The sequence below is a fragment of the Hyunsoonleella jejuensis genome (assembly GCF_900111025.1).
Lineage (GTDB): Bacteria > Bacteroidota > Bacteroidia > Flavobacteriales > Flavobacteriaceae > Jejuia > Jejuia jejuensis.
Map to the genome: position 1 here is coordinate 21564 of NZ_FOFN01000003.1, position 15906 is coordinate 37469.

Here is a 15906-nt window from a genome sequence, read left to right on the forward strand (position 1 = left end):
AAATTATATTTGCAACTATAAAACTCAACTATGAAGAATACACTAATAGCGTTATCTGCATTAGTATTTACGCTAAACTTAACCGCGCAAACCGTAATTATTCCTAATGAAAATGATTCTCGTGTTATTACTACAGGAGTGCCTTTCATATTAATTGCACCAGATGCACGGGCTGCTGCAATGGGGGATATGGGTGTTGCAACCTCAGTCGATGCATTTTCACAACAGTGGAACTCTTCGAAATATGTATTTTCTGAAGCTAAATCAGGTGTTGGTATTAGCTACACACCATACTTAAGTAAACTTGTAAACGATATATTTTTAGGTAACGTCACCTATTTTAATAGAATTGATGAACGTAGCTCTTTCGCAGCAAGTTTTAAATACTTTTCTTTAGGGGATATCGAGTTTCGAGCTGATGAGTTTTCTGAAGCCTTAATACAGCGACCAAACGAACTTACTATTGATGCGTCTTACGCCTTAAGGCTTTCAGATCAATTCGCAATGTCTGTAGCCATGCGCTACTTACGATCTGATTTACGATTGAATGTTGGTAATAACGATGCGTCTTCAGCAAATACATTTGGAGTAGATATTTCGGGATATTATCAAAGTGAGGAGACTGCCTATAACGATTTTAATGGACGTTGGAGGGGTGGTTTCGCCATACAAAACATCGGTCCTAAGTTTAAATATGATGATGGTGGTGTAGAAAATTTTCAACCTACATTATTAAGACTGGGAGGTGGATTTGATTTTATATTTGATGATTACAACAAAGTATCTGTAACGGCCGAAGTAGCAAAACTTTTGGTGCCAACCCCACCAATTTTGGGCGATGAATATGGGTTTACAGATAATAACGGCAACGGAACATACGAGGAAGATATTGATGATTTAGATGCAAACCCAACACGTGAAAATGTAATTTTTCAAGGACAATCAGATGATGTAGGTTTCTTATCGGGGATGTTCCAATCCTTTGGTGATGCTCCTGGCGGTTTCAGTGAAGAATTAAAAGAATTTACGTGGTCGCTTGGTGCAGAATATTTATACCAAGACTCATTCGCTTTTAGAGCAGGATATTTTAATGAAGCCGAGGAAAAGGGGGCAAGAAAGTTTTTAGCTCTTGGTGCTGGCTTCAAATACAATGTTATAAATATAGATTTATCTTATTTGTTCTCAGCGTCGAGGGTACAAAGTCCTCTTGAAAACACGTTAAGGTTCTCGCTTACTTTCAATATTGGAGCTGGCGAGTATTTTGAATATTAGAAAACGTCTATTTTTAATTAAACAAAAAAACTATTGTTCTTTGGGCAATAGTTTTTTTTGTTTAAAAAGGAATTGTATTTTTAAGTACAGCTTAGTTTACTTATGAAAAAAATAAAAATTGAAACAGCATTATTTGTTTTTGAAAATGAAAATCAGTTACCACCGCAAGTAAGTAAATTGATAAATTCAGCAAAAAAAGCACGTTTAGATGCACACGCACCATACTCAAATTTTGCAGTAGGCGCAGCGATATTGTTGGATAATGATGAGGTAATCACTGGTAATAATCAAGAAAATGCATCATATCCATCAGGTTTGTGTGCAGAACGAACGGCGATTTATTATGCAGGAGCAAAATACCCAAAAGCTAATTTTTTAAAAATAGCAATCGTTGCCGGCTCATTAAAAGGTAAAACGTCTCAACCTATTCCTCCTTGTGGAGCTTGTAGGCAGGCTATTGCAGAATATGAGGTTAGGCAAAAATCACCTATCGAAATTTATTTTATGGGTACTTCAGGGAAGGTCATGAAATCCAATTCTTTAGAAAATTTGTTGCCTCTAATTTTTGATAAATCTCAATTATAGGGCATTTATTATTTTAAAATTTTAGTTGATTTTTATTGAATTAAAAGATTCGTCTAAAAAAAGATATAATTTCTAGTTTTTTCACATTTTTTCCACTTTCAGTCATAAAGGGTTTTTCCAATACCTAGTAAAGTATTACTTTTGTGTTTCGCAAATAACCATAAAAATTCGTTGATGCAAAAAATCACAAAAGAGGTTTACCTCAAATGGTACGAAGACATGTTATTCTGGAGGAAGTTTGAAGACAAACTTGCCGCAGTATACATACAACAAAAGGTAAGAGGATTTCTTCATTTATATAATGGTCAAGAGGCTGTGTTAGCAGGTGCTTTACACGCTATGGATTTGACTAAAGATAAAATGATTACTGCCTACCGTAATCACGTTCAGCCAATAGGCATGGGGGAAGATCCTAGGCGAGTTATGGCAGAATTGTACGGCAAAGCAACAGGAACTTCAAAAGGTATGGGAGGCTCTATGCATATTTTTTCCAAAGAATACCGTTTTTATGGTGGGCATGGTATTGTTGGTGGCCAAATTCCATTAGGAGCAGGAATTGCTTTTGGCGATAAATACCATGGTAGTGATGCGGTTACTTTATGCTGTTTTGGAGATGGAGCAGCAAGACAAGGGTCTTTGCATGAAACGTTTAATCTTGCAATGCTTTGGAATTTACCGGTAGTATTTGTTTGTGAAAACAATGGTTATGCTATGGGAACTTCAGTAGAACGTACAGCAAATCATGATGATATCTGGAAGCTAGGTTTAGGATACGAAATGCCTTCCTCACCGGTTGACGGAATGAATCCTGTGAAAGTAGCAGAAGCTTTTGATGAAGCTATACAGCGGGCAAGAAAAGGTGGCGGACCAACATTTTTAGAATTAAAAACATACCGTTATAGAGGACACTCCATGTCTGATGCGCAGCATTACAGGACAAAGGATGAAGTAGAGGAATATAAAAAAATTGACCCAATAACACAGGTTAAAGATGTTATCCTTGAAAAGAAATACGCTACTGAAGACGAGATAAAAGAAATTGATAAGCGTGTAAAGGCTAAAGTTGCCGAATGTGAGAAGTTCGCAGAGGAATCTCCATTCCCAGAAGTGCAGCAATTATACGATATGGTTTACGAGCAGGAAGATTATCCATTTATACCACACAAATTATAAGATATGGCAATAGTTGTAAATATGCCGCGTTTGAGCGACACCATGGAAGAAGGAACGGTCGCAACTTGGTTAAAAAAAGTAGGAGATAAGATTGAAGAAGGTGATATTTTAGCTGAAATTGAAACAGATAAGGCTACTATGGAGTTTGAGTCTTTCAATGAAGGCACTTTATTACATATAGGCGTTCAGGAAGGTGAAACCACAAAAGTGGATGAACTTTTGGCCATTATCGGTGAAGAAGGTGAAGATATATCTGACATTTTAAATGGAGGAGGAACTGATTCGACTGATAAGACCGAAGAAGCTCAGACTGAAGATCCTCCAAGTGCCGCTGCTGAAGAATCTCAAGAAAGTGGAGCTACTACTGCAGCTACTTCTCAAGAATTGCCAGAAGGTGTTATAGTTGTTACTATGCCACGTTTAAGTGATACCATGGAAGAAGGAACGGTAGCTACTTGGTTAAAGAATGTTGGAGATACTGTTGAAGAAGGCGATATTTTGGCCGAAATAGAAACCGATAAAGCCACTATGGAATTTGAATCATTCCAATCAGGAACTTTATTAGAAATAGGATTGAAAGAAGGAGAATCTGCAAAAGTAGATTCACTTTTAGCTATTATTGGTCCTGCAGGCACGGATGTTTCTGGAGTTGCTGCGAATTTCTCAGCATCATCAGCACCCGCTAATAAGGAAGAAGCGCCTAAAGCTGAAGTTAAACCAGAAGCTGCAAAAGCTGCACCAGCCAAAACAGAAACAAAAGCCAAAGCACCCGCGCCAACTCCTGTTACGGAAGATGGCCGTGTTTTTGTATCACCATTGGCTAAGAAATTAGCTGAAGAAAAGGGAATCAACTTAACCAAAGTTCAAGGTTCTGGTGAAAACGGACGTATTATTAAGAGAGATATAGAGAATTACGAACCTGCAGCAGGGGCAGCAGCAGTTGGTAAATTTGTACCATCTGGTCAAGAAGATTTTGATGAGATACCAAATTCTCAAATGCGTAAAGCTATTGCGAAGTCTTTAACTAAATCTAAATTCTCTGCGCCACATTATTACTTGGCGGTTGAGTTTGATATGGATAATGCCATTGCTTTTAGAACACAGTTCAACTCTATTCCTGACACGAAAATATCATTTAACGATATGGTTGTTAAGGCGTGCGCCTTAGCATTAAAACAACATCCGCAAGTAAATTCGCAGTGGTTTGATGATAAAATGCGCTTAAACAATCATGTACATATTGGTGTTGCGGTTGCAGTGCCTGATGGATTGGTTGTACCTGTAGTGCGTTTTGCAAACGAGCAAAGCTTACCACAAATAGGAGCTGAGGTAAAAGAACTTGCTGGAAAAGCGAGAAATAAAAAATTAACTCCAGATGAAATGTCTGGTAGCACATTTACAGTATCTAATTTAGGTATGTTTGGTATAGACTATTTCACGTCGATTATTAATCAGCCTAATTCAGCAATTTTATCAGTTGGAGCCATTGTTCAAAAACCAGTAGTTAAAAATGGAGAAATTGTAGTTGGAAATACTATGAAGTTAACATTGGCCTGTGACCATAGAACGGTTGATGGTGCAACAGGTGCTCAATTCCTTCAAACCTTGAAGGGTTATATTGAAAATCCTGTAACTATGTTGGTGTAATCAATATTACCCTGTTTACAGTAAAAAGGGTAAAAGCAAATATTTAAAACCTGTTTCAATAAGATTGAAGCAGGTTTTTTATCTTTAACATAAAAATGAAAAGTATAAAAAAATATATCTCACTTTTGTTTTTAATACTAATAGCGTCTTGTGCTATTAGAATGCAAGGAAGAGATGGGCAAGATGGTAAAGATGGAGTAAGTGTTAATACTAACGCTAATTTAGAATCTGTAAGGCAGAGTATGGCATATTTGGCTTCAGATGAACTAAAGGGTAGGCAAACAGGAACGGCAGGCATAGAAAAGGCAGCAGTATTTATTGAAACCTTTTTTAAAGACAATAAAATTCAACCGTATTTTAAAACCTATCGCGATAGCTTTAATGTTAAAGATATTATTGGATACAATATTGTTGGGTATTTAGAAGGAAACGACCCATATCTAAAAAAAGAATTTATAATTCTTGGTGCGCATTACGATCATATAGGTAAAGGAAAAGAGGTAAATGGTGACACCATTGCAAACGGCGCAAACGATGATGCCTCAGGGACTGTGGCTGTTTTAGAATGGGCTAAATATTTCGCAAAAACTAAAAATAGTAAGCGGAGTATATTATTCACACTATATGCAGCGGAAGAAATGGGTTTAAAAGGATCTTATCATTTAGCTGAACGCCTTAAGGCCACTGATATCGATTTGTATACAATGATAAATTTTGAAATGATTGGTGTACCTAGGGCTGAAAATGAAATTATGGCTTACGTTTCTGGTTATGGAAAATCTAATATTGCAGATCAGTTGAATAGATATGCTGGTTCAGAAATTATAGGTTTTTTACCTAAAGCAAAGCAGTTTCAATTATTCATGCGTTCTGATAATTACCCATTTTATAAAGCGTTTAATGTTCCGGCACATGCTATTTCAACCTTTGACTTTACAAATTTTGAATACTATCATCATGTAGATGACGAAACGGATAAAATGGATTTTGAACATATGACAAATTTTATAAATAAGATGATTCCTGCAATAGAGGGTATGGTAAATGTAGCATCAAAAGAAATTAAAATGAATTATGAGTAAGAATATTATAATTACAGGAACAAGTAGGGGTATTGGATTTGAATTGGTACAGTTATTTTCAAAAGCAGGACATAATGTGTTGGCACTTTCTAGAAATGAAAAACCTGTCCAAAATTTAAAATTAAATAATGTGACTTGTTTTTCTTTTGATTTAAATAATAACAATTCATACGAAGCAGTAGAGAATTTTGTTAAAACAGAGTGGAAAACGGTAGATATTCTCATTAACAATGCTGGCGCACTGTTAAACAAGTCTTTTTCACAGACTACAATAAAAGATTTTGAAAATGTTTATAAAACTAATGTCTATGGCGTTGCTGAGCTTACGAGAATTGTTTTGCCTTTTATGGAAAACAAAAGCCATGTGGTAACTATAAGTTCAATGGGAGGCGTGCAAGGTAGTATGAAGTTTCCCGGGCTGGCAGCATATAGTTCTAGCAAGGCAGCAGTAATTACATTAACAGAATTATTGGCTGAAGAGTATAAAGAGTCAGGAATCTCATTTAACGTTTTAGCCTTAGGCGCGGTACAAACCGAAATGTTGGAAGAAGCCTTTCCAGGCTACGAAGCACCAATAACAGCTTTAGAAATGGCGCAATATATTTTTAATTTTTCATTAACTGGAAATAAATACTACAACGGGAAATTATTACAAGTTTCTAATTCTACACCCTAAGTAATTCACAAATAATTTATCAAATTTAACCATTATTGTAGGCGTTTAACGATAATAATATATTAGAAATAACGCGTTCTTTAATATTGCGTTATTCAACTAACAAGTAAATTCAAAAAAATACAAACCTTAAAACTATATATAGCCCTAAATGTCAATTACCGATTAGTTGTTCTTTATACAGCTTTAATCTGTATATCTTTAAGTTTTGCCCAAACACCTCTATATTCAGATGTTTTGGTAAGTGACGTTGCGCATACTAGTAATTCCATAGGTCAAGCAAATACTAGCAGAAATATTGCCATTAATAAAGAAGGTGAAATATATGTTGTTTATAGTGGGACTTCGGGAATTAGGGTTGCTAAAAGTGCAAATAGGGGTCAAAGCTTTTTACCTAGTGTTTTAGTGGCTAATGCGATTGGAGAAACTGAAATTGCGGTAAATGATAGAGGTGATGTATTTGTAGCTTGGTTACAAGGGACTTCAATTCTTTTTTCAAAAAGTACTGATGGAGGAAATACATTTAGCCTACCTGTAACTATAGGTAGTGGAGGAGGGGATGCTGTACACATGACTACCTATAAAAACATGGTATATATTATTGATAGGTTAGGGTCTGTAGTTTATGCTAATGATAATTATGGCGAAGGTGTTTTTAGATCACGTAGTTTTCCTGGCTATATTTATGCGGATGTAAGAACAGATAAAAATGGCGTAGTTTATGTGCCTGCAGATGATCCAACATTATATCTTTTCAAGAGTTTAGATTCAGGTGTTACATACCAACCTGTTAGTTTTCAAAATGTGCCCAGAATTTTTTTCTCAAGTTACGCCTTAAGTGAAGGACCTTGCGGTGATTTTATTTTTGTTGGTGGTGGGGGTGAGACAAACGATATTGGATATAAAATAAATGTCAATACAGGTGAAAATTTTTTAGTGTCTTTAGGAGTGAATGATGGTAAGGAAAATGGAAGAACTTTGGTTGCAGATGATAGAGGCACTTTGATTGATGGTTATAAAAATGCAGCAGGGGAATTATTGTTTAATGTAAGCTACGATCAAGGAGAAACATTTGATTCGCCTGTGATAGTGGCCTTGGGCGACAGCCATAATTTAGAAATTAATCATACCTATAGTGATGTTGTTGTCGTATATTCAAAAGAAGGGCAAATTTTTACTTCAGTATATGATAATATTCTTAAAGGTATTACTATAGATAGCCAAATATCTCAACCTTTGTGCCCAGGAAGTAGTTTTGATGTGTCTTACACGCTTTTGGGTCAGTTTTTGCCCAACACTACGTTTTCTATTTATTTGAGTGATGGTGAAGGTAATTTTAGCAACGCTACTTTGTTAGAAAGTATTTCATCTAATACAAGCGGTTCAATTTCGGTAACCATACCGGAGGACTTAATTAATAGCGATTTGTATAGGGTTAAGTTGGAATCTACTGAAAACTGTACAGAAAGTAACTTTGTTGAACTCTCGGTTCAAAGGCCAGAAATTGAATTGCAGGACGAGTATTTAATTTGTAATTCAGACCCATCAATTTCTTTAAGTTTAGACCCTGCATTTCTTACATGGGAATGGATGTATGAGGATGGTACCTTAATTTCAAATACATTTGAAGCCGATATAGCATTAATTGGTGAATATTCAGTAACAGTATCGAGTGATGTTGGAGGGGTTATATGTGAAAATTCGTTTAAATTTAGGTTGGAGCAATCACAACCACCTGAAATTGGAGATATTAAAATTAATGAACTATCTGATGCTAATTATATTGAGATCATACCAAAAGTAAAAGATGCACTAGAATATTCATTGGATGGCATAAGGTATCAAGATTCAAACATATTTAATGATTTGGTAGGAGGGGAATACACCGTTTACTACAAAGATAAAATAGGTTGTGGTGTAGGTTCACAAACCATTATTTTAGTGGATTATCCAAAATATTTCACGCCCAACGGTGATGGTATAAACGATACTTGGCAAATTAAAGGCTTACAGAAATTCCCTAATGCTAAAGTGTTAATTTACGATAGGTATGGAAAGCTAATTAAACAACTTGCTGGAAATAGTAAAGGTTGGGATGGAACATTTAACGGGAAACAATTGATGACTTCTGATTATTGGTTTGTTGCTAAATTGAACAACGAACGTGAAGTAATTGGTCATTTTACGTTAAAACGGTAAGATTATGAGTAAAAGCTATAAGTGTATTATTTTTGATTGTGATGGGGTTTTGATAGATAGTGAATCTATAGCCATTGGTGTTTTAGTTGATATGGCAAACGAATTGGGTGCCAATATGGATTTTAAAGAATCTCTTATAGATTTAAAAGGAAAAGCGCTTAATTTATGCATGCATGTTATTTCTGAAAGAATTAACAAACCGTTACCAATACATTTCGAACAAGATTATCGAATTAATACCTTTGAGGCTTTTAGAGAGAATATTAAGCCTATAAATGGTATAATAGATGTAGTTAAAAATTTGGAAATTCCGTTTTGTGTTGCCTCTAGTGGGCCAGAAAATAAAATAAGATTAAACCTTGAGGTTACAGGATTATTACCTTATTTTGAAGATAAAATTTTTAGCTGTTACGCCATACAAAAATGGAAGCCAAAGCCTGATGTTTTTTTATGGGCAGCAAAAACAATGGGTTTTAATCCAAATGAATGTTTAGTTATTGAAGATAGTATTTCAGGCGTCAAAGCTGCTCTGGCCGGAGGTTTTGATGTATTTGGGTATACAGAACACGATTATAAAAATGAGTTGGAAGCATTGGCTACTAAAACTTTTAAATCTATGTCACGACTTATAGAGATTATTCAATAGCTGCTTTTTTTTAAATTTAATCCAATTGTCTTTAGGGGTTTTTTATATATTATAGAGTGTAAATTGTGATGCTAAATTGGTTGTTTCAAATAATTACTAATTTTTTTAAAAATGAAAATGGATTCCAAAAAAGATATAACTGCAAGTATTGTAATTCCTTGTTATAATGAAGAAGGTAATATAGTTGAGTTATATAACAAGATCAAGTCTACTTTAGACAAGAAACAAATTGAATTTATTTTTATTGATGACAATAGCAACGACAGTACGCTTTCGATTATTGAAAAATTATCAGCTAGTGATAAAGCTGTTAAATACATATCTTTCTCTAGAAATTTTGGTCATCAAAGCGCATTAAGAGCTGGTTTAGAAAATGCATCAGGTAATTGTGTAATAACTATGGATGCTGATTTGCAACATCCACCAGGAGTTTTGAAATCTTTGATAAATAAATGGAAAGAAGGCTATGATATTGTTTACACTGTTAGAAAAGATAATTTCACAAATCCTTTTAAGCGTTTGTCTTCAACTCTTTTTTATAAGCTTTCAAATTATCTTACAGATGTAAAATTAAAAAAGGGGTCGGCAGATTTTAGACTTTTAGATGAAAAAATAGTCGATATACTTGTTAAAGATATATCTGAATATCATTTGTTTTATAGAGGTTTAGTCAGTTGGGTAGGTTTTAAGCAAATCGCGGTTGAGTATAATTCTGATAAACGGTTTACAGGAAAACTAAATATTCATTTAAGAAAATGTTGAATTTTGCAACAACTGGCATTACCTCATTTTCTGTAAAACCACTACGATATGCAGTATTATTAGGCGCTTTTATTTCTTTTTTTACTGTAATTTATTCCATTTATATATTATATGTTTCAAGCTTTACGGATAAGACTATTGAGGGTTGGACTTCTGTGATTTTGAGTGTGCTTTTTATTGGAGGTGTTAATATGATTTTACTAGGGATTATTGGAGAGTATATTGGTAAAATTTACATGCAGAGTAAAAACAGACCACATTATTTGGTTAAAAAAACAAACATTGAATAGTTTTACTTTTTAGGAATTTTTATTATAAATAACTCTTCAAGGTTTATAGTGTTTTTGGGGTTTCTATTTTTTAAATTTTCTAGTGTAGAAACAGTTATATTCCCAACAGGAAATACTTCTTCTTTTGTTTTAGTATTTTTTTGCTCCCATTTTATTTGAGAAAATAAATGATTTGGTGCCCAAATTTTTGCTGAAGATAAACGCCCAAACTCATCTGAAAAACCATTTTTTAAATTTCCGTATTTTTGTAAATGGTCATTTTTAGGTATGATAATGGTTAGTTTGTCAACATTATTTATATCAAAGCTTTCAAATGATTTTTTTAATATAAGGTACTCTTTATGTTGCAAACCAGCAACATATTTTTTTTGGTTAAACAAAGATAAGACTAGTATCGAAATAGTTAAAAAGACTAGTCCAAATTTTAATTTTTTATATTTCAATGCTAAATATCTTAAAAAATAGAATTGATAAAAAAGTACGACTATTGCAGTAGTGGAAATTGTTCTTAATGAAAAATAGTTTTGACCGGACAATAGGTATGGCGAATAACAAAATAGTAGGACCAAAATTAAACTGGATAAAAAATATAAACCTATTTTTTGCTTCTTTTTAAGAATGAAAAACCCACAAAAAGAAACTATGCCAATTACCAATGATAATTTAGGAAGTATTAAAAAACCACTATTTTTCACTAAAGTTCTGAGTTCAAAAATAAAAAACTTAATAATTTTTTTAGTAAAAACTAAGAGGTTAGGCGATGTTCTATTAGCTGCTTCGAGTCCTGAAATGTTTATGGTAAGCTTAAAAATTAGGTAATAAAATAGATAACAAAAAAAAGTAAAGACAATATATTTTTGAACAACCTTTAAATCAAATTCGTTTGTTTTAATAGTTTTTATTAAGAATGGTAAAATAAAAGTTGTAGCAGTAGACTGATACAAAAACATAGATGTAACTATGATTAAAAGACTTACAATAACAGGTACCCATAAAACTCTTTGTTTGTTAAAACCTTTAAGTAATTGTTCTCCTGCGTAAAAATTAGTTATAAGTAATAAAGGTATTTGTGAAGTTGTACTCCAGGCAAAATATACTGTAAACGTGGGTAATGCTAAGACTAAAAGTGCGAAAACCCCAGATTCGTATGTTTTAAACCCTATACTAATTAAAAACTTAAATAGTTGGGTAGAAAAAACAATACAACATAGAGTGGCAAAAGCCCTAGGCCATTTTAATTCGGTAATAGTTTCAAAAAAATAGCCATACAAATACTCACACCAAATACCGTATAAGGGTCTTCCATTTTCGATAAATAAAGAATAAAAATTGTCGACTCTATCGGCGGTATATATTAATTCGTAAGCATCTAAAAATGCATAGTCTTTAAATATATCTAGATTTAGTCCAAAGCAGATTAATAATGCTGTACAAAAGTAGGTTAAGATTGTTTGCGTATTGGTGAGCGTAAAATTCATTTAATAGATTTAAGATATGCTTTGGCTCTTTCTATGTTAGGATTTTTACTTTCATAGAATCTATAAAATCCAATATTTTTACTTATACCGAAAACTTTGCAAATATTGGTGCCGTAAAAATAGTTTAGTATTTCATCCACGTCATTTGCGTTGTTTACATGTTCATGTTTCATAAGATTTGAATAATCTAAACCATACTTTAATTTAAATTCTATACTTGTAGTTAGTTTCCAACCTAAAGTCCATAAAAAAGTTCCTTCATTAGGAATACTAGTGCGTAACGTTCCATTATATTCCATTAACAAGCATGATTTAGCAACTACTTTTGGTAAATCTAAAATATGCTCAAATGTTGCTACGGATGTAATACGGTCGTATTTTTTTTCTAAATCAATGTCATCAATATCTTCATATATAGTGCTGATATCTTTTAAAAAAGGAGAATCCTTATATAGTGCTTCAAACGGTTCAATTATATCATAATGGCTGGATTTTTCGTATTTGAGTTGGTTTAATGTTCCAGCACCAATTTCTAAAGTTTTTTTTGAATGTATTTTATCAACATCTTCGCTAACTTTTTTATGAAGCCATTGCTCCATTTTTTTAGCTATTCCAGATGCTGCAGTACTGCCATTTCTGTTAGATTTATAATGCTTGATATAGATATTTTCAATTTCTTTAGAGAGTGGAAGTCGTTTTTTTGGATAATCTTCAAACATTATAAAAATATAAAAAAGTTGAATTAAATTTCGCTTGTAAATATAACAATTCATAAGCTAGAAACTTTATATTGTTCCTTAAGAAACTAGTTTTAATTCAGGCTGATTCATTAATTTATTTTTAAACTTTCTTTTATTTTTGTGATGATGCAAAACCAAATCCAAAATCACATTCCAACACAAGCAATTCCGAAGGTGAATTCGCTTTTAGAGCATGATAATTTGGTTGTGAAAATAAAAAAGGAACGTAAAACCAAACATGGAGACTACAAACCTTTACCTAATGGCAAACACCAAATCACTATAAATTCAAATTTAAACCAATATAAGTTTCTTATTACTTTAATTCACGAAATTGCTCATTTTGAGGCGTTTCAAAAATATGGGAGGTTTATCAAACCTCACGGTGTTGAATGGAAGCGAACATTTCAGCATTTAATGTTACCCTTTTTAAATCCTGAGATTTTCCCAAATAAGCTACTACCATTGCTAGCTTCACATTTTAAAAACCCAAAAGCTAGTAGTGATACTGATATTAAATTGGCATTGGCCTTAAAAGAATTTGATATACTCAATAATAAAACTTATATTTTTGAAATTCCGTTTGGAAGACTATTCAAATTACATAACGGTAGAATATTTAAAATGGGTAAAAAACGTGTAAAACGTTTTGAATGTATTGAAGTCAATACAGGAAAACTATACCTGTTTAATCATAACGCAGAAGTAGAACTGATAAATGAAAACAATGAATAAAAATTATTACGCCATATTAATGGCAGGAGGTGTTGGATCTAGATTTTGGCCTGTAAGTACTCAGGATTTTCCAAAACAATATCATGATATGTTAGGGACAGGTGATACTTTGATACAAAAAACATTTCAACGATTATCACATTTAATTCCAAAAGAAAATATTTTAATTTTAACCAATGAGCGTTATAATGACTTGGTTTTAGAGCAACTACCAGAAGTTGAGCAAAGACAAGTTGTTTTAGAGCCTGCAATGAGAAATACAGCACCATGTATTTTATATGCATCCTTAAAGATTCAAAAAGAAAATCCTGATGCAGTAATGATTGTGGCACCAAGTGATCATTGGATTGAAGATGAAGTTACCTTTTCTAAGAACGTAAAAGAAGCTTTTGATTTTTGTTCAGAAAATGATGCATTAATGACGCTTGGTATCCATCCAACTTTTCCAAATACTGGATATGGTTACATAGAGTTCGATAAAACTTCAGATAGTTCTATAAAATCGGTGAATCAGTTTCGTGAAAAGCCAGATTATGAAACTGCAAAGAAGTTTATCGCTCAAGGTAATTTCCTGTGGAATGCAGGTATTTTTATGTGGAGTGTAAAAAGTGCCGTAAATGCTTTCAAAAACAATCAACCTGAGTTATTCGAACTCTTTGAAAGCGGTGTCGGGTATTACAATACAAATTCTGAGAGCAACTTTATCAAAGAGAATTACCCTAAGGCTGAAAATATCTCAGTGGATTATGCCATTATGGAGAAATCGGATAATGTTTTTGTAATAGCTGCAGAATTTGATTGGAACGATTTAGGAACCTGGGGTAGTTTGTATGATAAATTAGATAAAAATGAGTCTAATAATGCCATTGTTAATGCTCGAACTTTAATAAACGATGCTTCGGGAAATATGATTCGTACTGCCAATAATAAAATTGTTGTTCTTGACAGTTTAGACGATTACATTATCGTAGATAAGGAGGATGTTTTACTGATTTATCCAAAATCAAAGGAACAAGATATCAAGAAAACACTTAAAGCGGTAAAGGATAAATTTGGGGAAAATTACGGTTAGTACTTGGGTATAACCTATTCTATTTTGTATTATATTCGTAATGAATGGATATAACTTAAATACAGAATGGAAGAAAATAAGTTTAATTTTTCTGAAGAGGAGTTAAAAAAGGAACATAATGTTGAGCAATCTAAAGAAGAGGTAAAAAAAGATGCTCAAGGTTTGTTGACGAGCACAAAAAAATTCTTAAACGAACTTCTTGATTTTCGAGAGGACACTGATAGAGATGCAACTATTCAAGCAATTAAGGGTGATATCTCCTTTAAGGGAGCAACGGCTTGGATTCTAATTTGTTCAATTTTTGTAGCTTCAGTAGGTTTAAATGCAAATTCTACGGCAGTAGTTATTGGGGCCATGTTAATTTCTCCTTTAATGGGGCCAATTCTTGGTGTTGGGTTATCCATAGCAATTAATGATGTGGATACTTTAAGGCGTTCTTTAATAAACTTGGCAATTATGATTGTACTTAGTTTATTAACAGCATTTCTGTTTTTTCGTTTTTTTCCACTTAGTGAAGATACTTCTGAACTGTTAGGTCGTGTAAAACCTGATATTAGGGATGTGCTAATCGCTTTTTTTGGAGGGTTGGCACTTATAATTGCAAGAACCAAAAAAGGGACTATAGCGTCAGTTATTTTTGGAGTAGCTATTGCCACGGCATTAATGCCCCCACTTTGTACTGCTGGCTACGGATTAGCAAAAGGCAATTTGGTGTACTTTGGACAAGCAATGTATTTATTCACGATCAACACCATTTTTATTGCTTTAGCAACCTTTATTGTTTTAAAGCTTTTAAGGTTTCCTATGTTGCGATACGCTAACTCCAAAAAACGTAGATTAATATCTAGAATAGCTACGGTTTTGGCAATTATCGTAATGATTCCTGCTAGTTTTACTTTTGTTGATGTTTATAAGGAAAGTAATTTTAAAAGAGATGCGGCATTGTTTGTGGATAAGGAATTAAGTGCATTGCCTCACGCAGAGTACATTAAAAGTAATTCTACATATAAATACGGAGGCAATAAGGATAATATGATTCTTTTAAATTCTTTCGGATTGGATGAAATACCAGAGACCACAATCGATGTATTAAAAAGTCGTTTATCTGGATATCCTGCATTAGCTGAGGGTACACAACTTATTTTTAATCAAAGTAAAAGTCAAGGTTTAGATAATTTCAAATATATGAAAGAGTTAAGAGCTAGAGACTCTCTAGATTTATTGTCGCAAACCGAGAAAATTAGATTTCTTGAAAACAAGGTTAAGCAACTTACGCTCTTAGAAAAAAATTACCTTGCATTTGATGAACTTACAAAAGAAATAAAATTAAATTATGATGCAATAGAAAAGATTTCTTACTCGAATGTTATTTCTTCAAATTTTGAAAGAATGGATACAATATCAGTTTTTGAAATTAAATGGATAGATTCCCTTTCAAATGAAGCATCAAGAACAAAAGACAAAAAAAGGTTTGAGAATTGGCTTAAGTTTAAACTAAAATTGGATACGTTAATTGTAAAGCGTTTGAATTAGGTGGGATTTAGGAAGT

At 33.1% G+C, this 15906-nt stretch carries 15 protein-coding genes; 13 read left to right on the forward strand and 2 right to left on the reverse strand.

Going from position 1 to position 15906, the window contains the following annotated elements; all coding sequences use genetic code 11:
- Nucleotides 1–30: 30 nt before the first annotated feature.
- From porV to BMY39_RS15255, 10 genes are all read left to right on the forward strand, one after another.
- Nucleotides 31–1272, forward strand: coding sequence for a type IX secretion system outer membrane channel protein PorV (porV, locus tag BMY39_RS10125; RefSeq protein WP_092579270.1), 1242 nt, complete (start codon nucleotides 31–33; stop codon nucleotides 1270–1272).
- 102 nt (nucleotides 1273–1374) lie between these two features.
- Nucleotides 1375–1857 carry a cytidine deaminase gene (gene cdd, locus BMY39_RS10130; protein WP_092579272.1) on the forward strand — a complete coding sequence of 161 codons (483 nt, stop codon included), beginning with the start codon at nucleotides 1375–1377 and terminating at the stop codon, nucleotides 1855–1857.
- 174 nt (nucleotides 1858–2031) lie between these two features.
- Complete coding sequence (gene pdhA, locus BMY39_RS10135) at nucleotides 2032–3030, forward strand: pyruvate dehydrogenase (acetyl-transferring) E1 component subunit alpha (protein WP_092579274.1); 999 nt, start codon at nucleotides 2032–2034, stop codon at nucleotides 3028–3030.
- A 3-nt stretch (nucleotides 3031–3033) separates the two neighbouring features.
- Nucleotides 3034–4677, forward strand: coding sequence for a pyruvate dehydrogenase complex dihydrolipoamide acetyltransferase (locus BMY39_RS10140; RefSeq protein ID WP_092579276.1), 1644 nt, complete (start codon nucleotides 3034–3036; stop codon nucleotides 4675–4677).
- A gap of 95 nt (nucleotides 4678–4772) precedes the next feature.
- Nucleotides 4773–5759 carry a M20/M25/M40 family metallo-hydrolase gene (locus tag BMY39_RS10145; RefSeq protein ID WP_092579278.1) on the forward strand — a complete coding sequence of 329 codons (987 nt, stop codon included), beginning with the start codon at nucleotides 4773–4775 and terminating at the stop codon, nucleotides 5757–5759.
- Entirely contained in the window at nucleotides 5752–6435 is a 684-nt protein-coding gene (locus tag BMY39_RS10150) for an SDR family NAD(P)-dependent oxidoreductase (protein WP_092579280.1), read from the forward strand. Before BMY39_RS10145 ends, BMY39_RS10150 begins: the two co-directional genes overlap by 8 nt.
- A gap of 237 nt (nucleotides 6436–6672) precedes the next feature.
- Nucleotides 6673–8634: a T9SS type B sorting domain-containing protein gene (locus BMY39_RS10155; RefSeq protein ID WP_092579282.1), complete on the forward strand. Its 1962-nt coding sequence runs from the start codon at nucleotides 6673–6675 to the stop codon at nucleotides 8632–8634.
- Between the two features lie 4 nt (nucleotides 8635–8638).
- Nucleotides 8639–9280, forward strand: coding sequence for an HAD family hydrolase (locus BMY39_RS10160; protein WP_092579284.1), 642 nt, complete (start codon nucleotides 8639–8641; stop codon nucleotides 9278–9280).
- Between the two features lie 117 nt (nucleotides 9281–9397).
- A complete protein-coding gene (locus tag BMY39_RS10165; protein WP_245738250.1) occupies nucleotides 9398–10042 on the forward strand; it encodes a glycosyltransferase family 2 protein in 645 nt (214 codons plus the stop codon).
- Nucleotides 10036–10332: a hypothetical protein gene (locus tag BMY39_RS15255; protein ID WP_245738252.1), complete on the forward strand. Its 297-nt coding sequence runs from the start codon at nucleotides 10036–10038 to the stop codon at nucleotides 10330–10332. Before BMY39_RS10165 ends, BMY39_RS15255 begins: the two co-directional genes overlap by 7 nt.
- A 2-nt stretch (nucleotides 10333–10334) precedes the next feature.
- On the opposite strand, the gene BMY39_RS10170 is transcribed toward BMY39_RS15255, so the two are convergent.
- Nucleotides 10335–11810 carry a glucosyltransferase domain-containing protein gene (locus BMY39_RS10170; protein ID WP_092579286.1) on the reverse strand — a complete coding sequence of 492 codons (1476 nt, stop codon included), beginning with the start codon at nucleotides 11808–11810 and terminating at the stop codon, nucleotides 10335–10337.
- A complete protein-coding gene (locus BMY39_RS15095; protein ID WP_177176584.1) occupies nucleotides 11807–12583 on the reverse strand; it encodes a class I SAM-dependent methyltransferase in 777 nt (258 codons plus the stop codon). Before BMY39_RS15095 ends, BMY39_RS10170 begins: the two co-directional genes overlap by 4 nt.
- A gap of 93 nt (nucleotides 12584–12676) precedes the next feature.
- On the opposite strand from BMY39_RS15095, the gene BMY39_RS10180 reads away from it, so the two are divergent.
- The 3 genes from BMY39_RS10180 (at nucleotide 12677) to BMY39_RS10190 (ending at nucleotide 15890) form a co-directional block, all read left to right on the forward strand.
- Nucleotides 12677–13285, forward strand: a complete 609-nt coding sequence (locus tag BMY39_RS10180) for a SprT-like domain-containing protein (RefSeq protein WP_092579290.1) — start codon at nucleotides 12677–12679, stop codon at nucleotides 13283–13285.
- Nucleotides 13278–14357 (forward strand): mannose-1-phosphate guanylyltransferase, encoded by a 1080-nt coding sequence (locus BMY39_RS10185; RefSeq protein ID WP_092580243.1) that lies wholly within the window; start codon nucleotides 13278–13280, stop codon nucleotides 14355–14357. The genes BMY39_RS10180 and BMY39_RS10185 overlap by 8 nt, the downstream gene beginning before the upstream one ends.
- A 66-nt stretch (nucleotides 14358–14423) precedes the next feature.
- On the forward strand, nucleotides 14424–15890 hold the full coding sequence (locus tag BMY39_RS10190; RefSeq protein WP_092579292.1) for a DUF389 domain-containing protein: 1467 nt from the start codon (nucleotides 14424–14426) through the stop codon (nucleotides 15888–15890).
- Nucleotides 15891–15906 lie beyond the last annotated feature (16 nt).